This is a genomic window from Nitrobacter winogradskyi Nb-255 (assembly GCF_000012725.1).
Lineage (GTDB): Bacteria > Pseudomonadota > Alphaproteobacteria > Rhizobiales > Xanthobacteraceae > Nitrobacter > Nitrobacter winogradskyi.
In genome coordinates, this window is record NC_007406.1 from 2,435,141 (window position 1) to 2,461,086 (window position 25,946).

Below are 25,946 nucleotides of genomic sequence, written 5' to 3' on the forward strand. Positions count from 1 at the left end.
CGCCGTTCTTCGAACGGCTATGCCCGGCCATGACGAGGGTTGCCATGATCACCAGACTGAGTTCCATCGTGATTTCGCTTCAGAAATTTTCATGTCTCGCGGCAGCCCTGGTACTCGCAGGCATCGCTCCCACCATCGCGGCCCAACCCAAGCCCGACGTCGCCGTCAAGACGAAATACATCGACGCCAGCGTCACGCTCGACAAGCAGATCAGGGCCAATGCGCCGCTGGCGGAGAACCTGCTCGCGGAAGGCAAGCATTGGGTCGAGAAGAACCGCGCGGATGCGGCGAAGGAATTCAAGACATCGCCGGAATTATTCCGCGACGGTCGCGCTTGGACCTTCGAACGCAGTTACGCCCAAACGTCGAATGTCGGTGACCGGTACGTCAGCATCGTGCGCACCGACTATGTCTATACCGGGCGCGCGCATCCCAATACGCTCATTGATACGATCCTTTGGGACGAAGAGACGAGGAAGCAGATCAGCATCCGTCCGTTCTTTAAGGAAACCGCCGACACCGGCCCAACGCTGAAAACGCTGCGCAACGCCGCTATCGCCGCCGTAAAGGCCGAGAAGAAGGAACGCGGCATCGAGGATTCCGGCGACATCGACTGGTACCAGGGCATATTGCCAGCGCTGCTGAAGGTCGGAGCCATATCGCTGGCCCCTTCCACCGTGGCCGGCAAGAGCGCCGGCCTCGCGTTTCATTACTCGCCCTACGCAGTCGGTCCCTACGCCGAGGGTTCATATACCGTGTTCGTGCCGTGGGAGACCTTCAAGGCGCATCTGTCGCCGCAGGGCCTTGCGATCTTCGGCGGCGACCGCCCTCCCGATACGAAGCCTGACGCCGAATGAACCGCCCGCTCGCTATCCCCGGCATCGCCGCCGATATCCGCGCCGGCAACCGCGCGGCGCTGGCGCGCGCCATCACCCTGATCGAAAGCCGCCGCGCCGATCACGAGGCTACCGCGCGCGAACTGGTGCAGGAGCTTCTGCCGGCGACCGGCAACGCCATCCGCGTCGGCATCACCGGCTCGCCGGGTGTCGGCAAGTCCACCACCATCGATGCACTCGGCATGGACCTGATCGCGCGTGGCCACAGGATCGCGGTGCTGGCGGTTGATCCTTCCTCGGTGCGCAGCGGCGGCTCGATCCTCGGCGACAAGACGCGGATGGCGAGGCTGGCGGCGGCGGAAGCCGCCTACATCCGGCCCTCGCCCGCCGCCGGAACGCTCGGGGGCGTCGCGGCCAGAACCCGCGAGGCGATGCTGTTGTGCGAAGCGGCGGGCTTCGACGTGATCCTGGTGGAAACCGTGGGAACGGGACAGTCGGAAACCGCCGTGTACGACATGACGGATTTCTTCCTCGCCTTGATGCTGCCCGGCGCGGGCGACGAACTGCAAGGCATCAAGAAAGGTCTGGTCGAACTCGCCGACATGATCGCGGTCAACAAGGCTGACGGCGATAATCTGTCACGCGCCAACACCGCCGCCGCGGCCTATCGCTCCGCGATGAAAATTCTCGTCCCCCGCTCGCAGCACTGGTCTCCGCCGGTGCTGACCTACTCAGGGCTGACCGGATCAGGCATCCCGGAGCTGTGGCGGAAGATCGTCGAGCACCGCGCCGCGATGAACAGATCCGGCGAGTTCGCGCAGCGGCGCAGCCGGCAGCAGGTGAAGTGGATGTGGTCGATGTTCGAGGATCGCATCAAGGCGCGCCTGCGCAACGATCCAGTGATCCGCGAGAAAGTGAAGGCGACCGAGGCCGCGGTTTCCGAGGGCCGCGTCACGCCGGCGCTGGGAGCAAGCCAGATCGCGGAACTGCTGCGGTGAATTGCGCTGTTTCCACGATCGTCATACTCGGCCGTAGCAGTTCGAAGAACGGCGGCGTTTCGCTCGCCTGTGTGCCGGGCATCCACGTCTTCCCTAGTGGCAGACTTCCAAAGGCAAGACGTGGATGGCCGGGACAAGCCCGGCCATGACGACGTCCCTTCGTGTCCTCATCACCGGCTTCGGCCCGTTTCCCGGCGCGCCGTTCAATCCGACTGTTCCGCTGGTGAAGCAACTCGCGAGATTGCGCCGGCCCGCGCTGGACGACGTTACGATCACAACCCACATCTTCGATGTCGCGTATGCGACGGTGGATTCTGAACTGCCGCGGCTTCTTGCGACGCATCGTCCGCACGCGCTCCTGATGTTCGGTCTCGCGGCGCGCACCCGCTGGCTGCGGATCGAGACGCGCGCGCGAAACGCAATGACGACGATCTGGCCGGACCAGCACGGGGCGCGGATTCGCAAGGGCGCGATCGCGGGCACGGCGAATGCGCGTGCGTTCGGGCCGCATGTTTTCAAGCTGCTGCACGCGGCACGCCGGACGGGCATCGACGCCCGCGCCTCCCGCGATGCCGGCAGCTACCTTTGCAATTATCTCTGCTGGCGCGCCGTCGAGGCCGCCGATCATCAGGCAGGGCCGCGGCTCGCCGCGTTCATTCATGTTCCGGCGCTGAAACGCGACGGCTCGGCTGCCGTTCCCGGCGGCATGACGCTGGCGCATCTCGTCGATGCCGGCGAGGCCATGCTCATGGAAATGGTGAAAGCGGCGCGGCAGACGAGGCTATAGAGCTTTCAGGCGAAGCATGTCCTTGGGGTCGACCCGGAATCCGGTTCGCGTGACAAGACCGTCAAATCAAATGGACAGCCATATTCGAAACGGGCACTGTGCCGCGCAATAAAGCATGATCCCGACCCGAAGGGCCGCGCCAGCGCAGAGTGGAAACCGGTTTTCGGATATGATCACGCTCAATCGCAAAGAGATAAAGCCGGAGTCTGATTCAACGCGGTTGAATCAGACTCCGGCGGCATCGATATGGCTGCGTACCGATCCTTTCGAGACACATCGATGACCGACGCCGATATGGACGGATGGGTGTCGCGAGCCCATCAGCCGAGAGGGTTCCCTGAATTCGTCGCCCTCGTCGCCTGCATCATGGCGCTGAACCCGATCGCGACCGACATGATGCTGCCGGCGATGCCGGACGTCCGCGATGCCTACGCCATCGTTCACCCCAATCATGTCCAGGCCGTAATCTCGGTGTATCTGGCCGGCTTCGGCGCGGGCCAGTTCATCATGGGTCCGCTGTCGGACCGGTTCGGCCGCCGCCCGATCCTGATCGGCGGAATGCTGCTCTACAGCGCGGCTGGCCTGTTGTCGGTGGTCGCGTCCTCGTTTGAAACGATGCTGCTGGCGCGCGTGCTGCAGGGAATCGGAAGTTCGGCCGCCCGCGTCATCGCCACCTCTATCGTGCGCGACTGCTACAGTGGCCGGCGCATGGCGAGCGTGATGTCGCTTGCGATGATGATCTTCATCTCGGTGCCCGTGCTTGCGCCATCACTCGGACAGGCGATCCTGCTGTTCTCGGAATGGCGCGGCATCTTCGTGGTGCTGACCGCCTACGGCCTGCTCGCTTTGCTGTGGTGCGCGCTCCGATTGCCAGAGACCCTGCCGCCCGCGGGGCGCAAGCCGCTGACCGCCGCAAACGTCTTCGACGCATTCCGTCAGACCGTCACCAACCGGCAGACCATCGGCTACGCGCTCGCGGCCGGCGGCGTGCAGAGCGTGCTGTTCGCCTATGTCTTTTGTTCGCAACAGATCTTCACCGGGATCTACGGCCTCGGCGACTATTTCCCGCTCGCCTTCGCCGCCATCGCCACCGGCCTCGCCGCCGCTGGTTTTCTGAACGCCCGCATCGTCGGCCGGTTCGGCATGCGGGTGATTTCGCACGGCGCGTTGACGGGATCGGTGGTGATTGCTGCGCTGACGTTGCTCGCGGCGTGGCAGGGCTGGCTATCGTTTCCGGTTTACATGGTGTTTGCGATCGGCACGATGTTCGCGTTCGGGCTGATGTTCTCAAACTTCACCGCGCTCGCGATGGAGCCGCAAGGCCATATCGCCGGAACCGCCTCATCCCTGTTCGGCTCGATCACGACATTGATAGGCAGCGGCGTCGGCGCCATGATCGGACAGGACTTCAACGGCACCATGCTGCGGTTCACAGCAAGCGCCTTCCTTTGCACCATCGCCGCTTTGGTCGTCGTGATCGTTGTCGAGCGCGGACGGTTGTTCGTGCCCCACAACCCCGCGGTCCCGCCGCCGCGTTAACGCGAACCGATTTCCATCCCCAGGGTCAGGCTCGGGGACATGCCTTGCTCGAAAACACGATCGACGTAAGATGCTCGCCTGCCTCAAAAGGATCCGCCATCCATGGATATCGACCGCCGCCATATCCTCGGAGCTTCCGCCGCCGGCATCATCGGTGCGCAGGCGATGCCGGCGAATGCAGTTCGCGCGGCGCCGCTGACATCGACGCTCGGGCGCGATGCCGCTCATTACGGCGTGCGGCCCAACGCCACCGGCGACCAGACCCGCGCGCTGCAACGGGCGATCAATGAGGCCGCGCGCGCCAACGCACCGCTCGCGCTTTCCCCCGGCGTCTATCGCACGGGACCGTTGTTGCTCGCGAAGGGATCGCAACTTGTCGGCGTGCGCGGCGCGACCACGCTCGCCTTCACCGGCGGCGCTTCGCTACTGGCAGCCGAGGGCGCGGACCACATCGGCCTCAGCGATCTCACCCTCGATGGCGGCGGCGTTCCCCTTCCCGATCGGCGCGGTCTGGTCCATTGCCTCGGCGGACGCGATGTCAGGATCATGGATTGCGCGATCACCGGCAGCGGCGGCAACGGCATCTGGCTCGAAAATGCCGCCGGCGAGATCAGCGGCAATCTCATCGAGAAGATCGAGACGACGGGAATCGTCTCCTTCGATGCACTCGGATTGACGATCGCGCGCAACACCATTCGCCAGACAAGGGATAACGGCATCGAGATCCTGCGCACCGCCATCGGCGACGACGGCTCGATCGTCACCGGCAACCGGATCGAGAACATCAAGGCGGGCCAGGGCGGCTCCGGCCAGCACGGCAACGCCATCAACGCCTTCCGCGCCGGCAATGTCATCGTCAGCGGCAACCGCATCAGCGACTGCGATTACTCCGCCGTGCGCGGCAACTCGGCATCCAACATTCAGATCACCGGCAACAGCATCAGCAATGTGCGCGAGGTGGCGCTCTATTCCGAATTCGCCTTCGAGGGCGCGGTGATCGCCGGCAACACCGTGGACGGCGCGGCGGTCGGCGTCTCCGTCAGCAACTTCAACAAGGGCGGCCGGCTTGCGGTCGTGCAAGGCAACATCATCCGCAACCTGTTGCCGAAGCGACCGATCGGCACCGCGCCCGACGACGACGCCGGCATCGGCATCTATATCGAGGCGGATACGTCGGTGACCGGAAACCTCATCGAGAACGCACCGTCGTTCGGCATCATCGCGGGCTGGGGCAAATATCTCCGCGATGTCGCGATCACCGGCAATGTCATCCGTAAAACCTTCATCGGCATCGGAGTTTCGGTCGTGGACGGCGCAGGCACGGCGCTGGTCAACACCAACGTGATTTCGGATGCGCCGCGCGGCGCGGTGGTCGGACTTGACCACGCCAGGCCCGTGACGCCGGATCTTTCCGCCGCTGGCGCCGCCAAGTTCACGCAGATCGTCATCGGCGCCAACGCGGTGCGTTGAAATGAGTTTCTATAGCGTTTTGAGCGAAGCAGGTCCTCGGGCCCGACCCGAGGATGGAATCCGGTTCGCGTGAAGACGACGCGTCAGAACATAAAGACAGGGTCTCTCCCCGTTTCCATGAAGCGGTGAAGGACTCTGATGTGACGTACTCCTTCGCGACGGATCACCCTGTTCTGGCGTATCGAAGGATCGGATAGCGCATCTGAAGGGTTTTCAGATCCGGCAAAATCCCCGTCGGCCGATCAGCATCCCGCGCATTCTTTCCGGCCGGCACTTCGTCCTTCGCTCGCGGCGTCGCCCCTTCCTGTAAGCCGACAACCACCCGCGGCGCGTAAGGTATCGCAGCTCCGGCTGACGACTGCCCGGCGCCATGCTGAGAAACGGCAGGGGTTTGCGAAGGCCGATCGAGCCGCGACCAGTCGAATGCCCGATTGTCCGGCGTCGCCTCGCGCTGGGCCAGCGCGCGCCAGGTTTCGACGACGGCCTTTGCCTCACGCAGGTTGTCCATGAAGGCATTTTCGGAATGGTAGCGTCGCCACCTGCCGCTTTCATAAAGCTCGATCAGAAAATCGAGCCGCTGTTCGGCAAGCACACACCATCGATTGAGGATGTCTTGAGCGAGGTCGGGCGCGCGCCCGGCGTCGTATCGTTGGGTCATGGTTGGGGACAGTCCGCAGGGAGGAAAACGGACGCAGACGCAACGAACCGAATCAATTCAGGCAATTTCTGGATATTCTGTGGAAAACTTTGGCGAAGTCCAGCACTTTGTGGCGTGAATATGTCCCCACTGTGGAAGCGGCCTCAGGATGGGGGTCATGCGCGGCTTCGCGAGACGTCGAGACAGGTGTCCGGACGGCCGGGTCCACAAGACTGCGACAAGGGGGAAGCCGTGGTTACTCGGCCGGGAATGGAATGGCGGGCATGATCCGATCAGGTTGAATCCGACCACGCCCTGAAATGATTATTCGGTCGCATCTTCTTTCGGCGAACAGGTCTTCCGCTTCGCGGCCGATCGAGACAAACCTGACCTGCAACGAAAAACCCCGCCTTCTTGGCGGGGTTTGAAGATCACCACTTCCGGCTACCGAACCAATCGTCGATTTCCTTCTTGGCCTGATCTTTCTGGTATCCGTAGCGCTCCTGAATTTTTCCTTCGAGCTGTTCACGCTTGCCGTTGATGACATCAAGATCATCGTCCGTCAGCTTGCCCCATTTCTCCTTCACGGAGCCCTTGAGTTGTTTCCAGCTTCCTTCGACACGATTCCAGTCCATCGCAATCTCCCTTGTTGCCGGGATATAATACGGAGATGGCCCAGTCGTTCCCGAGCAAGCGAAGCCGGATAGAGGATGGTGAGCGAGAGGAGCATGGAGATCAAAGAAAAACCCCGCCGAAGCGGGGTTTGAAACTCAGTAACGATAGAAGCGTCGGGGAGCATAGTACCGGGGACCATAGAAGCGACGCGGCGCATAGTATCTCCGACCATAACCATATCTCGGACCGAAGCCATATCGCGGGCCGAAGCCGTACCGCGGCCGATAATATCGGCGGCCATAGCCATAGTACTGGACCTGCTCGACGTGAGGCGTGACACCTGCGGGAGCAACAATCGCGGCTGGCGACAAAGGAGCTGCCGAGGCGGTGTGGCTACCAAGGACTGCGACGAGTCCGGCCATCACGGCGGCCGCGGCGACAAGTTTAAGGTTCCAGATGATTCTCAATTTTACGCTCCTTCTTTCGTTCCAAACGCCTCATACCCGAAGCTTTATTTACGGGCGGAGAGTTCCGTTTCCAGTTCGTCAGAACTCCCCTGGACGACAGGCAGGTCAAATTCGCATTCTGCCGCGGCCAAAATTTGGCATTCGAACATCCAGTCAATGAGAAGACCCGTCCGGGGGGACAACCGGACGGGTCAAGCCATATGGGCGCTGGGGTGGATGGGCGCTCGCGCCTGATATAGCCTCGGGGAGTTTGGCCTCCCACACTTGTTCTGTCGTCGCGCCCCGGAAAAACGTTCAAGACGATCTGAAAATTTTTAAAGGGTATGGAAAGGTTATCTATCTCGCGGACGGATCAGCGCCGCGCGATTCCAGACCCGCCGGCGCCGGCTGCTGCTCGCTTGAAGACGCGGTTTCACCAGCCGCTTCATCGGCGCTACCGGATACGACAGTCGCCGGACCGGACACCGCGATGGCCGGCATCTCCTTGTCAGCGGCGGGACCGGCGTTGTCCGGGACAGACTGCACCGCGCGATACGCATCCGCCTGACCGGCCCCGAACAGATCATCGCGGCCCGGCGCCCCGAGGTCCCGCGCGCTCGTCATCAGGATGGCCCGGACTTCGGCGGGTTTCAGCGCCGGACGACGCTCCAGGATCAGCGCTGCGAGACCGCTGATGTAAGCCGCGGCGAATGAAGTCCCCGACGTCATCTGATATTTACGGTCCGGCGCGGGAAGGAAGATATCGACGCCGGGAGCCGCGACCGCGACATGACTGCCGCGATTGGAGGCCGGGAACAGCCGGTCGTCCGCATCGGTCGCGCTGACCGCGATCACCTGCGCGGCGGCGGCCGGATGGAGCGGCGGCGATTTTGGACCTGCATTGCCGCTCGCGGCCACCAGGACGATGCCCTTCTCCGCCGCGGCGGCAATGCCGCGCGAGACCAGTGCATCCTTCGGACCAGCGAAACTCATATTGATGATCCGCGCGCCATAAGCCGCCGCGTGATCGAGACTTCTCAAGATGGTGAACGAGGTGCTCTCGGCCGCACCCTGCGTCACGCCGAACGCGCGGATCGCGAGAATCCTCGCGGACGGCGCGCTCCCCATCAGCCGCGCATGGGCGACGATCGCGCCGGCAACCCCGGTGCCGTGAACGTGCGGCTTACCCTTGCCGTCGAGCGCGTCGAAACTCGCCGCTATCGAGCCGGCGAGTTCAGGATGATCGACGTCGATCGCGGAATCGATCACCGCGACAATGACGCCCTCGCCATTTGCCAGCCTATGCGCTTCGGGCAACCGCAGCTTCGCCAGCGCATATTGCGCAGGATCGCCTTCGGTGACGGCCTCCGTATTCTGGTCCTGCAGAATATAACGGAAATTCGGCTGCGCCGAACGCACGGCCTCATCGGCGCGCAGTTCGCGTTGCACATCCTCGACCGGCCGGCGGCCTGCGATGCGGAACAGGCTGACCGTACTGCCGGTCAGCGGAAAATCCTGCGAGGCGATTAGCTGCAACCAGTGCCGCCGCGCCAGCGCCGTGAGTTGCGCTTCCCCCATCGTTTCCGTCTCGGCGACGATCTCGCCGGGCAGATAATTGCGCGTCACCGCCGCCTGCCCCGCATTGCGGCGAGGCCCGCTGTTCTGATCCCGAGGCGGCGGGCCATTGCCTCCGAGGTCGACCACGAACGGACGGCCGTTGCAGTCGCCGCTCATCGCTCCATTGCCGCGGGCGCAAGCCGGAAAGGTGTTGGGCGCGTAGCGAATGTAGGAAATACCTGACGCCGTGACCCCGATAACCGGCTTTCGCGGCTTTCGTTCACGGCTGACCGTCTTGCGGGGCTGGGGACGCGATGGCCGGCGGTTCACATTTTCGTCGCGCTCGATGGCGCGGTCAGGGACTTCGACATAGGGGGCCCTGCTGGAAGCTCCCGTCGCGCCGAGCATCAGCCCGTAGCCCAAACCCAGACCCAGGCCCAAACCCGATCCCAAGCCCGACCCCATGCCGCGCGGTCCCCCGCCCCGGTCAGGAAATCCGGTCATGCCGCCGCCCGGCGATGGCATCGGCGCGCGCCCCTGCATACCGAAGCTCGGAGAGCCCCTGAAACCTTGCATATTGCCTTGCGCATGGGCTGGCGAAGCATCGCTTGCGAGCCAGCACAGACCCGTCAGGGCAAAGAGCGCGCCGCTCCATTTCATTCTGCCCGTCATGCGCTGGCGCATCACGCGGTTCTCCATCGTGGACTTTTCTCATACCTCAAGGCGGAAACGGGTCACGATCGGAATAAAGTTCACGTCCGCTACTCGGCAGGCACCGCCAGGTTGACGATCCTTTCGCCCTGGAGCTTGCTCAACAGGCCAGGAAGATCCTTGTGCTGATCGAAGCGCAGCCGGAACAGGCCATTGCGGGAGGTCGAAACGACCGTCACCTGATAACTGTCCAGGAATTCAGCGATATCCGACATGCGGGCGTCCGGTGCGAACCGCACCAGTGCCTGCGGTCCCGATTCCACGCTCAATCCGCGGGTCAACGGCGCATCCGGCGCGCGGTGAGAGGCGGTCTGGAACGATTGGCCGCCATCGTCCTTCGCCAGCATCGCGGCGATCACGCCGGCCTGAAGCACCACCACCAGCGCTCCGACCGCGCCGGCGGCCGCCAGCGCGCGCGGCGAGAGGTCGCCGAAGAACCGCGACAGACGCGCCAACAGGCCAACGCGCGCTACCGGAACCCGCGCTGCCGGCTCGGCCTCGATCGCGGCGAACAGCTTGTGCATCGCGCCGGCGGACGGAGCGCCGAGGCTTTCATTGAGCGAAATGGTTTCGGCGTACTCATCCCGGATTACCGCATATTGCTTCGCCAGGCCCGGATCGCTGGCAAGCGCTTCCTCGACCCGGCGTGTGTCACGCGCGCTTAGCGTACCGGCGGCATGCCACGGCAACAGCCCTTCGACATCTCCCGGCCCGCCGTCCGCAACCCTCTTCGCCACTGTCATGGCCATCCTCGTTCTATTCCGGCTTCCTGCAGCAGACCGGCCAGTTTCTTGCGCGCGTAGAACAGCCGCGTCTTCACGGTGTTCTCGGGAATTCCGACAATCTCGGCGACCTCTTCCACCGATTTCTCGTGATAGTAGACGAGATCGACGATCTCCCGGTGCTCCGCTGAAAGCTGCATCAGGCACTTGCGCAACGCGTTACCCGTATCCTTTTTCTGTACCGTCACCTCCGGGTCATCGGACTGATCCTCGATCTCATTGGCTGTCTCATCGTCCAGTTCGGCATCCTTCCTGCGGCGAAGCGCAGAAAGGGCCTTGAAACGCATGATTGCCAGCAGCCAGGTGGAGACGGCGGATCGGCCTTCGAACTTGCCAGCCTGACGCCATACATCGAGAAAAACCTCGCTGATAAGGTCTTCGGCGATCTGTTCGTTCCGCACGAGCCTCAGTCCAAACCGAAAGACCTTAACGTGATGGCGCCCGTACAGCACCTGCATGGCGAGGCGGTCGCCCTGAGCGATCCGGGCAATCAGAGCTTCATCGGAAGCCGCCTGTGTCGCGCTCATTGGCCGTCTCGTGGAATTGGTCGGGATTGCAGGAAAGAAGGTTCGATTGGCAAAGTAAAATCTTCTCAATTTACAGATATCAGCCGTCCGGCCGTGGCTAGATCACGATGGTTTTGGATCGAATCGATCCAAAACCATCGTGATCTATTCCAACATTTTAGAGCGGGATGCGGGCGGAAAACCGCTACACACTTTTCCTCATCCCGCTCTAGGTTGTGCCCGAATCGGCGGAAAGGGCAAGCGCCAGAGAGTCCGGAAGAGGGCCGCCTCACAAGAGGCCGTCCGACACCGAAGCCAAAATCCGCAACCCGCTCAGGCAAGCGGAAATTTCCGTTTGGAAATAATGCATTAAGCATATTCGAGGCGCCGGGGCCAGTATACCCGGACTTTAAGGCTTTCACCTTAAATTCCTGCGCTGCTACCCATCCATATTGATTCCGCCGCGTTCGGCGGGCCGCAATCCCCGGATCAGAACGACCGGAACATCGCCGCGGACACCGGGACAGAGCCACTCCAGGAAAGAGCCATGGCTTCCAAATCGGCAGGGTCGGCGGATCTGCTCGATGAGCTCCAGACCGTTCTCGTCCATGGACGATCGCGCGGCGGATCGAAACGCTGCGGCGGGTCACCGACCTGTTCCTGAACAGCACGGTCGATTATTCCGACGAGCAGGTCACGCTCTTCGATGACGTTTTCAACTGCCTGATCCGCCATATCGAGAGTTCGGCGAAAGCACTGCTTGCCAGGCGTCTTGCTCCTGTCGCCAAGGCTCCGCCGCAGATCATTCGCGCCCTCGCCTTCGACGACCTAATCGAAGTCGCGGCTCCGGTGCTGTCGCAATCCGAGCGGCTCAGCGATGACGCGCTGATCGAGAACGTCCGCAGCAAAAGCCAGGCTCATTTGCTGGCGATCTCCACGCGCAGAGTCTTGAGCGCCGCGGTCACCGACGCGCTGATCGAGCGGGGCAACGACGCCGTCGTCAAAAGCACCGTCAACAATGCCGACGCGGAATTCTCCGAATTCGGCTTCACGCGGCTGGTCGAACGCGCCGAAGGCGACGACGACATGGCAACCTGCATCGGAATGCGGCCGTCGATCCCCCGGCATCACTATTTGAAGCTGATCGCCAAGGCCTCCGCCACGGTGCGGGCGCGTCTCGCGGCGGCTTACCCCCAACAGGCGAACGACGTTTCGGCCGTGGTCGGCGAGGTGGCGCGGCGCGCACGCTCGGCGCCAGAGGCGATCGGAAGGGAAACCACGATCGCGCACGGACTGGTCAGGTCGCTGTACGAAGACGGACGGCTGGACGAGCAGGAAGTCGCCTCGTTCGCGGAAGCCAGAAAGTTCGACGAAACCAATGCCGCCATCGCCTGCCTCGCCAACGTTTCGATCTCAATCGCCGAAAAAATGATGGTCGAATCCGATACCGAAGGCGTCCTTATCCTGGCCAAGGTCAGCGGCCTCTCCTGGACAACGGTGAGAACCATCATCGACATGCGCCGCGATCTGACGCAGGTCGAAGTGACGGATATCGAAGCCGCGAGACAGACTTACGAACGTCTGCGCCAATCCACGGCGCAGCAAGTGCTGCGGTTCCATCGAACGCAACAAGCAGTTCCGGCCGGCGACGGATGACCGCGGTTTCGCCGTTAAGGTCGAAAAATTCCCTTTTTCTGCCCCGGTCTGGCCACTCCCGCCGTTTCTCTTGCCGATCAGGGACCGACAAACGGGGAGATCGTCATGAGCATCGGAGCCAGCGGGCGCTCGGCGTTGATCATCGCAGCGGGGCTTTTACTGGGCTTCGCGGGGCCAATGCGCGCGACCGACAGCGCCGCGGAACCCGCAGGCGTGGCCGCCGCCACCCATCCCGGACAGGCGGGAGCGCCGATCAAGCTTGGCAAGTTTTCCAAGCACCGCGCGCACAAGCGGCACGCCGCACGCACACGAAAAGTCAAACCTGAACCCAGAGCCAATGTAAAAGCGGAGGAAACGACCGCCTCCACAGCCCAGGACAGCAACAAGCCCATACCGCTGCCGCCGACGATCGCCAACGCAAACGCCAGCGTCGAGATGCCCGCCGGCACCGCAGGGTTGTCGGGGGACGATTCCCCAAAAACCGAAGCAAGCGCGCTTGCCAACAGCGCCGGCGAGATGCTGGCCGTCAATCAGGAAGACGGCGCGCTGCCCCCCGACAACACCTCCTCCCCCGCGGCTCGCGTTGATATCGTTTCCTCCGATGAGATCAATGAAATCGATCGCACGGTGGCCGGGAACCATCAGGTTGCACCAAGCCTGGCATTGGCCTCGATTGACATCGCACCGACCTCTCATAACGCCGATACCGGCCAGACCGCCGCGAACGACAGTTCTACCTGGAACCAGACCTCCTTGATCGGCAAGATCTTCATCGCCTTCGGCGGCCTGCTCATGATCGGCTCCGCCGCCCGGATGTTCATGGCCTGATATCCGCACACGGCCGCTGATCGCGCGAAGAAAACACATCGAGTCAAAATCCGGGCGCCCCGCTTCTGATGACCCCAGAAGCGGGAAGGTTTCACCCGCTTCGCGCGGGAACGGTCCACACGACCTTGCGGCGCGAGTCGACCGCGGGCACATTGTCGTCGGTCGCCACGTACTCCTCACGACCGGCCAGGGCGTTTTCAAGCGAATCATGTCCTCGGGCTTGACCCGAGGATGGACACCGGTTCGCGTAAAGAAAACGCGTCAGATCAAAGTAAGAGCCCGCTTCTGGTTCTACCAGAAGCGGAAAGGCTCTATCACAAAGCGGGACCGACCATGCGCACTTTCGAGCACATCATCATCGAGAGCAAGGACCAGGTCGGCGTCATCCGATTGAACCGCCCGAAAATGCTCAACGCGCTGTCTTTCGCGGTGCTTCGCGAGATCGCAGCGGCGGTCGACGGGTTCGAGGCCGACGACGGAATCGGATGCATCCTGATCACCGGCAACGAGAAGGCATTCGCCGCCGGAGCCGACATCAAGGAGATGCAGCCGAAAAGCTTCATCGATATGCTCAACGAGGACTTCAAGGCCATCGGCGGCGACCGTATCGCCACCTGCCGCAAGCCGACGATCGCGGCGGTCAGCGGCTACGCGCTCGGCGGCGGCTGCGAACTGGCCATGATGTGCGACATCATCATCGCCTCCGACAACGCGACATTCGGCCAACCCGAAATCACCCTCGGCACCATTCCCGGCATCGGCGGCACGCAGCGCCTGACCCGCGCCATCGGCAAGGCCAAGGCGATGGACCTCTGCCTCACCGGGCGGATGATGGACGCAGCCGAGGCGGAGCGTTCGGGCCTCGTCAGTCGCGTCGTGCCCGTCGACAAGCTGATGGACGAGGCGATGGCTGCCGCGAAAAAAATCGCGTCGATGTCGCGTCCAGCCGCGGCGATGGCGAAGGACGCCGTGAACCGCGCCTTCGAAACCACGCTGTCGGAAGGCATGAACGTCGAGCGCGACCTGTTTCGTGCGACCTTCGCGCTGGAGGATCGCGCCGAAGGCATGGCGGCGTTCATCGAGAAGCGCAAGCCGACCAACAAGAACCGATGACCTATCGTTCTCGCTCAGCGCGCGAGGCGACTGCGGCACCGTGTTTTACTTCCCGCTCTCCTTCAGCGCGCCATTGAGCAGCGCACGGTAGAGCCTGTCTGATAACGTCGTCGGATGATCGAGCCCCATGCGGGCGAGCGCGGGCTGAGTCGACACATCGCCGGGACGCAATCCCTTCATCAGCAAACCCATCAGCGAGAGCGGGGAGCGCGATGCGTCGCGCAAGGTTTCAAGCGCAGGGATCAGCCGCTGCTCGACTTCGGTGAAGTCGCTGCCGAAGGGAAACCGCGGCAGCAGCCCGGCCGCGTGCGCAGGCCTCAACGCAGCCTTGATCCGGCCGGCGAAATTCTCGCGATGAACGGCAGGTATCTCATGGCTTTTCGGCAACTTGCCGGCGTCCTTGGCCTGCCGCATCAGCTCGGCCTGAAAACGCGAATCCGCCACGTTGAGCATCGCCGCGATCACGTCGGCATCGGATTTTCCGCGCAGGTCCGCGACCCCGTATTCGGTGACGACGATATCACGCAGGTGGCGCGGAACGGTGGCATGACCGTAAGCCCAGCGGATGTTCGACACCACGCCGCTTTTCTCCCGCCTGCTCGCCTCCAGCGTGAGGATCGAACGAGCGCCTTGAAGCGCGAAAGCCTGCGCCACGAAATTGTACTGACCGCCGACGCCGCTCACCACCTGACCGTTCTCGAGACCGTCGGAAACCGCAGCCCCCATCAGGGTCGCCATCATCGTATTATTGACGAAACGAGCATCAACGCGGGCGTGGCGCTTGCCGGCCTCATCGCCATAAAGATCATTGGTGAAAGACACCGCCGTCATCTGAATGCGGGATAGTTCGTCCGGCGTCATCTCGCGCAAGGCGCGGTAGAACGATTGCGATCCGAGGAAGAACGCGCCATGCAGGACGGCGCCGTCGACCTCGCGCTTCAACACGCCCGCCTTGATCAACCCGAGAAACGCCTCGAACACCATTTCGCTGACGCCATAAAGGCCGATCGCGAACGGCGCGGTCTCCGCCATCGTCCTGTCCGGCGCAAGCCGCGTAGCGATCTCGCGGAAACGCGCGTTGTCGCGGTGACGAAGGATCAGGCTTTGCGCCAGCGCGTCGCTGGTCTGGCCAATACCGATCTGCAGGCTGCCGCCATCCCTGATCAATCCGGCGGTATGCAGGCCGATGGCATATTTGGTGTCGGATACCGGCTCTGACGGCGGCGCGAATAACGGAAAGTCTGTAGCGGGACTGTCGAGGACTGCGCTGAATTCGCTGGCCGGCAAATCGCCCGCCCCCGGCATGAACGGCAATTGCGAATTGACCTGCCCCACCAGCTTGAACGACGCACGGCCGGCGGCGCGGGCGCGCAGGAGATCCAGCGTGGTATCGGTGTTGCAACTCAGGCTGTAGCGCGTCTCGCCGCCGACGACGCGCTTGGCCACAAGTTGCGTGATGACGTTGAGGCCGTGGTCGAGGATATAGGACGCGGCGTGAGTGTAGTTGGCGGCGACGTAGTGTTGCTGGGCATAGGTGTTGCGAAGCCACTTTCCGGCCAGGAAGAAGAATTCGATGATCTTGATGTTCGGCGGCAGGTCACCTTTATGCAACGCGGAGGCGTAGTCGAGGTCCGGCCATTCGCCGAACAGCCTTTCGATCACCGGCGCTATGAACCTTCTTTCCATTTCATTCGACGGGCGCGGCTTCTCCAGCGTCAGCGCCGCGAAAAACGTGAGGTCAAGATCACTATCGGCCGCCGCCCGGCGATACAGCGCATTGGCGATGTGATTGGCCTTGCCGAGCCCGAGCGGCAGTCCCACCGTCAGGCGAGGACCGGTCTCGCGGATGATGTCATCGACGACCGCGGCGGGATCGGTGTAAATCCTGGGCATCAGGTCATTGTCCGCACATCCGTCATGTTATAGCGTTTTCGAGCGAAGTGGATACCGGTTCGCGTGAAGAAAACGCGTTAAATCAAGGTTATAGAGCCTCGCTTCTGATTCTATCAGAAGCGAGAAGGCTCTGGATACGCCTTCATGCTTCCATGTTCCGGTAACGGCCCGCAACCATCCAATGTGATTGCGCTCTCAATCCCTCGATAGCACCAGCCGGTCACGGCGGCGCGCTCTCACACCCTTGGCTTCCAGCCCGGCGACGATCGCGCTGCCGTGCGCCGTGTCCTGCGCCTCGATCACCAGTTCGACCTCGGTCATGTTGGCGGACAGTGCGCTGAACAGGCGCTGATGCTGCACCTCGACGATGTTGCCACGGAGTTCGGCGATGATGCATGCGAGTTCAGCCAGCGCGCCCGGCTTGTCGGAAATCTCCACCACGAGATCGATCAGCCGGCCGTCGCGCACCAGCCCTCGCATCAGCACATTGGCGAGCGTCCGCGTATCGATGTTGCCGCCGGAGACGATCAAGCCGACCTTGCGCCCGACAAACCGTCCGGGATCGCTCATCAGCGCGGCGAGCGCGGCCGCGCCCGCGCCTTCCGTCACGGTCTTCTCGATTTCCAGCATCTGGATGACAGCCTTCTCGATCATGCGCTCAGCCACCGTCACCACCTCGATGCCGTGCTCGCGCAGGATCGCCAGCGGCAGCGCGCCGACATCGCGCACCGCGATGCCTTCGGCGATGGTCGCGCCGCCGACCGAGACCGGACGCCCGGCGAGATGCTGCACCACGGCGGCGTAGGATTCCACCTCGACGCCGATGACCTCGACCTGCGACGTATGATCCGCTGCCGCGATCGCGCAACCTGCGACCAGCCCCCCGCCGCCGACCGGCGTGAGGATGCAGTCGAGGGCCGGTTGATCTTCCAGCATCTCAAGCGCCACCGTGCCCTGCCCGGCGATCACCGCCGGATCATTATAAGGGTGAACAAAGACAAGATTCTCATCGGCGGCCAGTTGCCGGGCAAAGGCGGCGGCTTCCGCCAGGATCTCACCCTCGAGCCGAACCCGCGCGCCCAGCTTCCTGGTTCGCGACACCTTCACGAAAGGCGTCGATTTCGGCATCACGATCGTGGCGGCGATTCCGAGATTGTGAGCGTGATAGGCGACGCCCTGGGCGTGGTTACCCGCGGACATGGCAATGACGCCGCGCTTCGCCTCGTCTTCCGACAGCGTGAGAATCTTGTTGGCGGCGCCGCGCTCCTTGAAAGAGGCGACGAACTGCTGATTTTCCAGCTTGAGCCAGACCTCGGCCCCGGTGATCTCCGACAGCGTGCGCGAATGAACCAGCGGCGTGCGAACGACGCGGCCGGCGAGCCGGGCGGCGGCGGCCTGCAGGTCCGCCGTCCCGATGGATTTGCCCTGCTCCGCGTCGCTCATGCTGGTTCTCCGTAACTGGCGTCTGAACGAGGGGCGCTCAATCCGCCGCAAGAAAGAAATATGAATCGGTACAGCGCGCTCTTGCGACAGAGAGGCGGCTTTTTCAATGAAAATCCCTCGAGCGTGGCAGGATACGCACATTGCGGGGGTGACGGACGCGTTGCGCCGCATGGGCGGGCTGATCACGGCGATCGTCACTGAACGGTTCGGCCGATGCGGCGGGTTGCGGCAGCGGGTGACGGGAAACCAGCGCGTCGTTCGCCAGATGCATCAGTTCGGCTGAACGATCAGCGAGCCTGCTTGCGACAAGATGGACGACCCGCTCCGGGCTGCTCTGGATGAGGCCCTCCACCTCGATCAGCCGCGCGCCCATCACCTCCTTGCGGTAGCGCTCCATGATCTTCGGCCACACCACGATATTGGCAATTCCGGTCTCGTCTTCCAGCGTCATGAAGACGACGCCGTTGGCGCTGCCCGGCCGCTGCCGCACCAGCACCACGCCCGCGCATCTGACGCGCCGCCTGTCATTGGCATGGCAAACCTCGGCGCAACTCGCCACGCCCTCGTTTGATAATGTCCCGCGCAAAAATTCCATCGGATGGCCCTTCAGCGACAACCGCACGGTCTGATAATCGGCTACCACCTGCTCGGATAGCGGCATCGGAGGCAGAGGCGCGGCATGTTCGTCAGGCAGTTCGCGCGCGATGGCGCTTTCGAACAATGGCAGCGGCACGTCATCCGGCAGGCGGCGCACCGCCCATAGCGCCGCGCGGCGGTCCAGCCCGAGCGAGCGAAAGGCATCGGCATCGGCCAGCAGGATCAGAGCTCGCTTCGGCAGTTTCGTGGCGCGGGCAAAGTCCTCAATGGAGGCGAACGGCCTGTGTTGGCGCGCGGCCACGATCCGCTCACCCCAGTCATCGGATGTCAGCGAAGAAGAAAATAGCTGCTCTCGCGACGACGGGTTTGAAGTTCCAATCCACGCACTGCCTGCTCTCTCCCCCCCTGTGGAGGAGAGGTGGAGAGGAGAGCATCTCAAGCACTGGTCTTGTAGCTCACCCCCCTCCCTGACCCTCCCCCACAAGGGGGGAGGGAACAACTCCTTATCGGCCGCCTGCTGCCTGCCCCGCTCCTCATCCTTATCAACCCACTTGAATCCGTCGATCTGGCGAAAGCCGAGACGCACGGCGCAATACCTGCCCGTGCGCTCTTCCAGCGTGTTCTGCGAATGGCTGAACGAGACGTCGACCGGCCGCACCTCGACGCCGTTCTTGCGGGCATCGCCGACGATCTGCGCCGGCGCGTAAAAACCCATCGGCTGCGAATTCAAAAGACCGCAGCAGAATGCATCCGGATGGAAACACTTCAGCCATGCGGACACATAGACAAGCTGCGCAAAGCTCGCCGCGTGGCTTTCGGGAAAACCATAGGATCCGAATCCCTTGATCTGCTCGAAACAGTTTCTCGCGAACACCGGATCATAGCCGCGCGCGATCATGTTGCCGACCATCTTGGCTTCGAATTTTCCGATGGTGCCGACATGACGGAATGTCGCCATGGCGCGACGCAGGCCGTTGGCTTCCTCGGAGGTGAATTTCGCAGCCTCGATGGCGATGCGCATGGCCTGCTCCTGAAACAGCGGCACGCCGAGCGTCTTGTGCAGCACGTTGCGCAATTCGTTCCTGTCGCCGTTCTTCGGATAGGGATAGTCGATCTTCTCCGGGTCCATGGCCCGCCGCTTCAGATAAGGATGCACCATGTCGCCCTGGATCGGTCCGGGGCGAACGATGGCGACCTCGATGACGAGATCGTAGAACGTGCGCGGCCTCAAGCGCGGCAGCATGTTCATCTGGGCGCGGCTTTCGACCTGGAACACGCCGAGGGATTCGCCTCGCTGCAACATCTGATAGACTTCGTCGTCGTCCCTCGACCTGATATCCGCCAGCTCCCGCCGTTCTCCCTTGTGCTCCGCCATCAGATCGAAACATTTGCGAATGCAGGTCAGCATTCCCAGCGCCAGCACGTCGACCTTCATCATCCGGAGCGCGTCGACATCGTCCTTGTCCCACTCGATGAAGGTGCGATTCTCCATCGCCGCATTGCCGATCGGCACATAGGTGTCGAGCCGATCCTGGGTCAGCACATAGCCGCCGACATGCTGTGACAGATGGCGCGGAAACCCGATCAGCTCGGTGGCGAGCGCGACGGCGCGGCGCACCATCGGGTTCCGCGGATCAAATCCCGCCTGCCTGATCTGCGCGTCGCTGACCTCATCGCCCCAGCTTCCCCACACCGTGTCGGCAAGCGCCGCCGTGACATCCTCGGTCAGGCCCAGCGCCTTGCCGACATCGCGGATGGCGCTGCGCGGCCGATAATGAATGACGGTGGCGATAATCGCGGCGCGATGACGGCCATAACGGCGATAGACATACTGCATCACCTCCTCGCGGCGCGAATGCTCGAAATCGACGTCGATATCAGGCGGCTCCAGCCGTTCCCTGGAAATAAAGCGCTCGAACAGCAAGTCGACCTTGGTGGGATCCACCGATGTGACGCCGAGCACGTAGCACACCGCCGAATTCGCAGCCGATCCGCGCCCCTGGCAGAGAATGTCCTGATCGCGCGCCCACCGCACGATGTCGTGCACGGTGAGAAAGTAATGCGCGTATTTGAGCCGCCGGATCAAACGCAACTCCTTGTGCAGGACTTTCCTGGTCCTGGGCGGAATACGCACCGGAAAGTACTTGTGAGCGCCCGCCCACGTCAGATCCTCAAGGTGCCGCTGCGCGCTCTTGCCCAGCGGCACAGGCTCGTCGGGATATTGATACTGAAGCTGGTCGAGCGTGAATTCGATGCGCGATGCGAACCGCATTGTTTCGGCGATCGCTTCCGGGAGATCACGAAACAGCTTCTCCATCTCGCACGCCGATTTCAGATGACGCTCGGCATTGAGTTCAAGCCTTCGGCCGATGGCATCGACCGCGGTCTTTTCGCGAACGCAGGTGAGGACATCCTGCAACGGACGGCGTGCGGGGTGATGGTACAGCACTTCGTTGGTCGCAAGCAGCGGGACATGAGCGGTGGCCGCGATCCGCTGCAATCGCAACAGGCGGCGGCGATCGTCGCCGCGATAGAGCAGACTTGCCGCGAGCCAGACGCCGTCCGCGCTAGCCTGCCTCAACCGGTCCAGCACCTCCATGGCTCTCGCCGTTTCAAGACGATGCGGCAAGGCCAGCACAAGCAGCTGCCCTTCGGAAAAATCCAGAAGATCATCCAGCTTCAGATGGCACTCGCCCTTCGTCGCGGCCCGCTTGCCGCGGGTCAGCAACTGGCAGAGCCGGCCATAGGCATTCCGGTCCCGAGGATAGATGAGAATGTCAGGCGTACCGTCGATGAAGACGAGGCGCGATCCGATCAGCAGCCGCGGCTTATAACGAACTTCGGGATTTTTTAGCTCCGTATAGGCGCGCACCACGCCCGCCAGCGTGTTGCGGTCGGCAATGCCGATGACAGGCAGCCGAAGCTCGCTGGCCTGATGTACATACTCCTGCGGATGCGACGCGCCATGAAGGAACGAGAAGTTGGTGGCGATGCCGATTTCGGCATAGCACGGAGTGTCGCGCGTCGGCCTCATGCGAACATCCCGTGCAAAAACCACCGGAACGTTTGAACTTCACGCCCGTAAATTCCTTCGCGATAAAGCCAATAACGTACGCCTCCCTTATCCTCGGCACGAAAATAATCACGCGTCAGCGCATGGCCATCGGCGCGCGGGACCGCAACCTCGCCTCGCGGCGGACGCAGGCGCATGAATTCATCGTCGGGTTCGGGCGACAAGGCCCGCTCGCAGCGATTCCACCATTCCATGGCAATGCGTTCGGGGCCTTCGACGTGGGCAATGAGACACTGACGATGGCGCCATTTGAACTGCGCCGGCGGGCCATCGGGAAACATCGCCGTCACCTCTATCGGCTCCGGCCGCGCAAACATCCGCAACGGCCGTAACGGCGGCTCGCTTCCGATACGTGCGGGCCACTCGGCGCGCATGGCCATCACGAAATGCTGTTGCGCCGGCAATGAGAGCGCTCCGCGTTCGGGAATATGAGTATCCTGCGGCAGGTGAACGACGACGCGATGGCTGCCGATGCGCGCGGCAATGCGGTCGATCAGCGCCGCCACTTCGTCATTGTCCTGAACGCGCGCATCGAGGTCGCGCTGCTCGTGCACGACGGATTCGGTTCGCACGGCGGACAGCCGCACCAGATCGAAGCCGAAACCGGGATCGAGCGGGTCGGCCAGCGCATCGAGCCGCTCACGGAACAGGCGATCGACGATCTCGCCGCGCGTGACGGGACGGCCGGTTTCCACCGTGATGACGCGCACCGCGCCGTCGGTGCGGAAAAAACCCGCTTCCAGATGCCGTGCGCCCTTGCCCTGTTTTTCCATCGCGGCGATCAGCGTGCGCGCAAGACCCGCCAGCGTCATCGCGATGGCGCTGTCGGTGGCGATCGGCTCGGCGAACCGCTTCTCGACGATATAATCCGGCGGCGGCCTGCGTGGGTTGATGGGCGCGTCGCGCTGCCCCAGCGTCTGTTCCAGGAGCGCCGTGAAAGCTGCCCCAAAACGCGCGGCGATCTCATGGCGTCCGCGTACGGCGACATCGCCGATGGTTTTCAGGCCGGCGCGGCGCAGCCCGCGCGTGATCTCATCATCCGTCCCCAGCGTGAACACCGGCAGCGGCGCGACGGCCTCCAGTTCCTCGCCGGGCGCAACGATCCGGCCATGAACATGACGCGTCAGCGCCCGTGCACAGGCCGGCGTGCCGGCGATGGCCGCGCTGACGGCAAAGCCCTGTCGCGTCAGCGCGCTGCACAACGCATTCATCAGCGCCGCCTCCCCGCCGAACAGATGCGCGCAGCCGGTGATGTCCAGCAGCAAGCCGTGCGGCGGATCGAGCGCCACCAGCGGCGTGAAGCGGTCGCACCAGTCGGCGATGCCGTTCAATGTCCGCGCGTCCGCCGTCTCGTCAGCATCGAACACGTCGATGTCGGGACAGATCGCGCGGGCATTGGCCAGCGGCAGGCCAATCGTCAGGCCGAGGCGCGCGGCCGCGTCATTCAGCGCGGAAATGACCATCGCGTTGTTTTGTTTGGCGACGATGACGCAAGGCCGGTCGTTATCCCGCTCGCCGGAGCGGAACGACTTTCGCCGGATACGGTCGGCCGGCAGGCGCGGCAACCACAGGCTGAGGATGCGCCTGCGGGCCGGAGCACGAGGCGTTACGGAAAAGGCACTCATCACATTTCCATTCCATGATCCACTGACCGGTCTGGCCATGACGATTACGCACAAGCCGGGCTTCGAAGACGGGCGCGCCCCATGCCTGCCAGGCCGCGCACGGCCAGCTCGCCGCCGGGCGCACGATCCATCGTGTCTCCGCCGTCGAAGGCAGCGGCGTCGCCGCCACCCGCAGCAGCAACCCGGTGACGCCGGAATGACGCGCGGCCAGCGTCAGCCTGCGGCTGGCGACGAGATCGAACAGACGCGTCTCGCCCCATATCTCCATCACCACGGCGCCGAGCGCATCGCAGGCCAGCGCGTCGGACGCCGTCCGCAGCGCGCTCTCCGCATCGGCTACGTGGACCATCACCAGAAGACGCGGATCAAGACCGAGTTCGCGCCATCCGCACATCGACAACGCGCCGGATTCGCGTGCGGCAAAATCCTGCCGAACCCAAAGCAGCGGCCGTCTCGCACATATCCTCCGCGCAAGACCCGCGATGAATCCGGTCGCCGCCGCGCTGTGACGTCCTTCCGCAAACACCTCGTGCACGGCGCCGCGCGAGAGCCCGCCCTGCAACACCGCATCCATCTCCGCGTGGTCGAGCGCCGCCCTGCCTAACATTGCGCCGCCATGACAGGTCTCAATCCGCGCGATGCGGTCACGCAGGCGCGCAAGCTTTCCCGCACTGCTTCCGGTTCCAGGCATGATCAAAAATCCGTCCGTGACATCAGAACCCGTGACAAGCCTTAATGTTCACTATATGTTCTAGTAAATGCCCGCCGTGGCCAAGAGTCAACCGGGACCTTTCCGGCGACGCTTTCGCCCGGGGGATCGCCAACCTTGTTTTGGTTGTGGCGCCAAAGGATTGGAAAGCATGAACCTGCAACGCAAGCTGGAAATCCTGGCTGACGCCGCCAAGTACGACGCTTCCTGCGCCTCCAGCGGCACGGAACTGCGGGACAGCCGCGACGGCAAGGGTCTCGGCTCGACCGCTCCCGGCATGGGCATCTGCCATTCCTATGCGCCGGACGGACGCTGCATTTCACTGCTGAAGGTGCTACTGACCAATGCCTGCAACTACGACTGCCTCTACTGCGTCAACCGGGCATCGTCGAATGTGCCGCGCGCCCGCTTCACAATCGACGAAGTGGTCAGGCTGACCATCGACTTCTATCGCCGAAACTACATCGAGGGGCTGTTTCTCTCTTCGGGCATCATCCGGAGCGCGGACTATACCATGGAGCAGGTGGTCGCTGTCGCGCGCAAACTACGCGAGGAACATCGCTTTCGCGGCTACATCCATCTCAAGACCATTCCCGACGCGAATGATGCCTTGATCACGGAGGCCGGCAAATATGCCGATCGCCTCTCCATCAACATCGAGATGCCGGAGGAGGACAGCCTCGCGAAGCTTGCGCCCGAGAAGGATGCGCGCGCCATCCGCCGCACCATGGGACGATTGCGGCTGAAGCTGGATGAAGCGAAGGAGGCAAGGAAGGCCGACGCCACAGCGCGCGTGAGAGCGCCACGCTTCGCGCCGGCCGGCCAGACGACGCAGATGATCGTCGGTGCCGATGCCGCATCGGATCAAACGATCTTGAGCACAAGCGCCAATCTCTACGGCTCCTACCGCCTCAAGCGCGTCTATTACTCGGCCTTCAGCCCGATCCCCGACGCAAGCCGCGCCCTGCCCTTGAGCGCTCCGCCTCTCATGCGTGAACATCGGCTGTATCAGGCCGATTGGCTGATGCGTTTCTATGGCTTTGACATCAGCGAGATCGTCGATGCCACGAACCCGATGCTGCCGCTCGACATCGATCCGAAACTCGCCTGGGCGCTGCGCCACCGCGATCGCTTTCCGCTCGACATCAACCGCGCCAGCCGGGAAGAACTGCTACGGGTGCCGGGTTTTGGAACCAAAGCCGTGGACCGCATTCTCTCCGCGCGACGTTACACCTCGATCCGCGCCGCGGACCTTTCGCGCCTGCACGTCCCCCGAAACAAGGCGCTGCCCTTCATCGTTCTTGCCGACCACCGGCAGTCGCCGAAAGCCCTGGAGAGCATGACGCTGGCGGAGCAGTTGAAGCCGAAAGCCGTGCAACTGGGGTTCGGATTTTGACCCGCCACATCATCCTCGACGGCGAAACCGATTTCGACGGTTGGCGCCGCGCCGCCCGCGCGCTCGCGCTCAACAATGCCGCCCCGCACGATGTAGTCTGGCGCGCGCCCGGCAACGAACCTGACCTGTTTACACCCGCCGCCGCGGCTCTGCCCGACGGACCGTTTGTCAGCACCTTCAATATCCCGGCGCGGTTCATCGAACTCGCGCAGGCGGCGATCCTGCATCGCGATCCCGAGCGGTTTGCCCTGCTCTATCGCCTGCTGTGGCGACTGCGCATGAACCACGATCTGCTCGATATCGCCACCGACCAGGATGTCGTCAGAATAAGGGACATGGTCAGGGCGGTCCGCCGCGACGAACACAAGATGCACGCCTTCGTGCGGTTTCGCGAGATCGGCCGTGAACGCGACACCCATTTCATCGCCTGGTTCGAGCCCGAGCATCACATCGTCGAACTTGCCGCTCCCTTTTTCATGCGGCGTTTCGCGGACATGAACTGGTCGATTCTGACGCCCGACACCTGTGCGCACTGGAACGATAACCGGCTGTCGTTCACGCCGGGCGTCTGCCGCGACGAGGCGCCGGCCGGAGACCGGCTCGAAGAAGTCTGGCGCAGCTATTACGCCAGCATTTTCAATACGGCCCGCCTCAAGGTGAAGGCGATGCAAACTGAAATGCCGAAGAAATACTGGCGGAACCTGCCCGAGGCTTCGCTGATTAGAGTCT

At 63.1% G+C, this 25,946-nt stretch carries 18 protein-coding genes and 2 pseudogenes; 10 read left to right on the top strand and 10 right to left on the bottom strand.

What is annotated here, in order from left to right; all coding sequences use genetic code 11:
• Nucleotides 1–44: 44 nt before the first annotated feature.
• The 5 genes from NWI_RS11680 to NWI_RS11700 all read left to right on the top strand — a co-directional run bounded on the left by NWI_RS11680 (nucleotide 45) and on the right by NWI_RS11700 (nucleotide 5,630).
• A complete protein-coding gene (locus tag NWI_RS11680) occupies nucleotides 45–857 on the top strand; it encodes a DUF3298 and DUF4163 domain-containing protein (RefSeq protein WP_011315461.1) in 813 nt (270 codons plus the stop codon).
• On the top strand, nucleotides 854–1,834 hold the full coding sequence (gene meaB / locus NWI_RS11685; RefSeq protein WP_011315462.1) for a methylmalonyl Co-A mutase-associated GTPase MeaB: 981 nt from the start codon (nucleotides 854–856) through the stop codon (nucleotides 1,832–1,834). Before NWI_RS11680 ends, meaB begins: the two co-directional genes overlap by 4 nt.
• Nucleotides 1,835–1,979: 145 nt before the next feature.
• On the top strand, nucleotides 1,980–2,621 hold the full coding sequence (locus NWI_RS11690) for a pyroglutamyl-peptidase I (protein WP_011315463.1): 642 nt from the start codon (nucleotides 1,980–1,982) through the stop codon (nucleotides 2,619–2,621).
• Nucleotides 2,622–2,900: 279 nt separating this feature from the next.
• The gene (locus tag NWI_RS11695; RefSeq protein ID WP_041345046.1) at nucleotides 2,901–4,160 is read left to right on the top strand and encodes a multidrug effflux MFS transporter; all 1,260 of its coding nucleotides are present in this window, start codon (nucleotides 2,901–2,903) and stop codon (nucleotides 4,158–4,160) included.
• 102 nt (nucleotides 4,161–4,262) lie between these two features.
• Nucleotides 4,263–5,630: a TIGR03808 family TAT-translocated repetitive protein gene (locus tag NWI_RS11700; protein ID WP_011315465.1), complete on the top strand. Its 1,368-nt coding sequence runs from the start codon at nucleotides 4,263–4,265 to the stop codon at nucleotides 5,628–5,630.
• A gap of 163 nt (nucleotides 5,631–5,793) precedes the next feature.
• On the opposite strand, the gene NWI_RS11705 is transcribed toward NWI_RS11700, so the two are convergent.
• The 5 genes from NWI_RS11705 to NWI_RS11725 all read right to left on the bottom strand — a co-directional run bounded on the left by NWI_RS11705 (nucleotide 5,794) and on the right by NWI_RS11725 (nucleotide 10,905).
• Nucleotides 5,794–6,288 (bottom strand): TIGR03809 family protein, encoded by a 495-nt coding sequence (locus NWI_RS11705; protein ID WP_011315466.1) that lies wholly within the window; start codon nucleotides 6,286–6,288, stop codon nucleotides 5,794–5,796.
• A 410-nt stretch (nucleotides 6,289–6,698) separates the two neighbouring features.
• The gene (locus tag NWI_RS11710) at nucleotides 6,699–6,902 is read right to left on the bottom strand and encodes a CsbD family protein (RefSeq protein ID WP_011315467.1); all 204 of its coding nucleotides are present in this window, start codon (nucleotides 6,900–6,902) and stop codon (nucleotides 6,699–6,701) included.
• A 783-nt stretch (nucleotides 6,903–7,685) separates the two neighbouring features.
• Nucleotides 7,686–9,569, bottom strand: coding sequence for a S8 family serine peptidase (locus tag NWI_RS11715; protein ID WP_011315468.1), 1,884 nt, complete (start codon nucleotides 9,567–9,569; stop codon nucleotides 7,686–7,688).
• Nucleotides 9,570–9,646: 77 nt separating this feature from the next.
• The gene (locus tag NWI_RS11720; RefSeq protein WP_011315469.1) at nucleotides 9,647–10,339 is read right to left on the bottom strand and encodes a hypothetical protein; all 693 of its coding nucleotides are present in this window, start codon (nucleotides 10,337–10,339) and stop codon (nucleotides 9,647–9,649) included.
• Nucleotides 10,336–10,905, bottom strand: a complete 570-nt coding sequence (locus NWI_RS11725) for a sigma-70 family RNA polymerase sigma factor (RefSeq protein WP_011315470.1) — start codon at nucleotides 10,903–10,905, stop codon at nucleotides 10,336–10,338. Before NWI_RS11725 ends, NWI_RS11720 begins: the two co-directional genes overlap by 4 nt.
• 526 nt (nucleotides 10,906–11,431) lie before the next feature.
• Between NWI_RS11725 and NWI_RS11730 the strand changes: the two are divergent.
• The 3 genes and pseudogenes from NWI_RS11730 (at nucleotide 11,432) to NWI_RS11740 (ending at nucleotide 14,481) form a co-directional block, all read left to right on the top strand.
• Nucleotides 11,432–12,540: pseudogene (locus NWI_RS11730) on the top strand (DUF2336 domain-containing protein).
• Nucleotides 12,541–12,645: 105 nt separating this feature from the next.
• Nucleotides 12,646–13,368 carry a hypothetical protein gene (locus NWI_RS11735; protein ID WP_011315473.1) on the top strand — a complete coding sequence of 241 codons (723 nt, stop codon included), beginning with the start codon at nucleotides 12,646–12,648 and terminating at the stop codon, nucleotides 13,366–13,368.
• A 333-nt stretch (nucleotides 13,369–13,701) separates the two neighbouring features.
• On the top strand, nucleotides 13,702–14,481 hold the full coding sequence (locus NWI_RS11740; RefSeq protein WP_011315474.1) for an enoyl-CoA hydratase: 780 nt from the start codon (nucleotides 13,702–13,704) through the stop codon (nucleotides 14,479–14,481).
• 45 nt (nucleotides 14,482–14,526) lie between these two features.
• Here the strand turns inward: NWI_RS11740 and NWI_RS11745 are convergent, their stop codons facing one another.
• The 5 genes from NWI_RS11745 to NWI_RS11765 form a co-directional block, all read right to left on the bottom strand.
• Nucleotides 14,527–16,374: an acetyl-CoA hydrolase/transferase C-terminal domain-containing protein gene (locus tag NWI_RS11745; protein ID WP_011315475.1), complete on the bottom strand. Its 1,848-nt coding sequence runs from the start codon at nucleotides 16,372–16,374 to the stop codon at nucleotides 14,527–14,529.
• A 195-nt stretch (nucleotides 16,375–16,569) separates the two neighbouring features.
• Nucleotides 16,570–17,817, bottom strand: a complete 1,248-nt coding sequence (locus tag NWI_RS11750; RefSeq protein WP_011315476.1) for a threonine ammonia-lyase — start codon at nucleotides 17,815–17,817, stop codon at nucleotides 16,570–16,572.
• Between the two features lie 103 nt (nucleotides 17,818–17,920).
• Nucleotides 17,921–21,448 carry an error-prone DNA polymerase gene (locus NWI_RS11755; RefSeq protein WP_011315477.1) on the bottom strand — a complete coding sequence of 1,176 codons (3,528 nt, stop codon included), beginning with the start codon at nucleotides 21,446–21,448 and terminating at the stop codon, nucleotides 17,921–17,923.
• Entirely contained in the window at nucleotides 21,445–23,052 is a 1,608-nt protein-coding gene (locus tag NWI_RS11760; protein WP_244375021.1) for a Y-family DNA polymerase, read from the bottom strand. Before NWI_RS11760 ends, NWI_RS11755 begins: the two co-directional genes overlap by 4 nt.
• Nucleotides 22,991–23,803, bottom strand: a complete 813-nt coding sequence (locus tag NWI_RS11765; RefSeq protein WP_011315479.1) for an ImuA family protein — start codon at nucleotides 23,801–23,803, stop codon at nucleotides 22,991–22,993. Before NWI_RS11765 ends, NWI_RS11760 begins: the two co-directional genes overlap by 62 nt.
• 169 nt (nucleotides 23,804–23,972) lie before the next feature.
• On the opposite strand from NWI_RS11765, the gene NWI_RS11770 reads away from it, so the two are divergent.
• Both NWI_RS11770 and NWI_RS11775 read left to right on the top strand, forming a co-directional pair.
• Nucleotides 23,973–25,217 (top strand): putative DNA modification/repair radical SAM protein, encoded by a 1,245-nt coding sequence (locus NWI_RS11770; protein ID WP_011315480.1) that lies wholly within the window; start codon nucleotides 23,973–23,975, stop codon nucleotides 25,215–25,217.
• Nucleotides 25,214–25,942 (top strand): annotated as a pseudogene (locus tag NWI_RS11775) (TIGR03915 family putative DNA repair protein); the annotation flags it as partial. The gene NWI_RS11770 and the pseudogene NWI_RS11775, both read left to right, overlap by 4 nt.
• Nucleotides 25,943–25,946 lie beyond the last annotated feature (4 nt).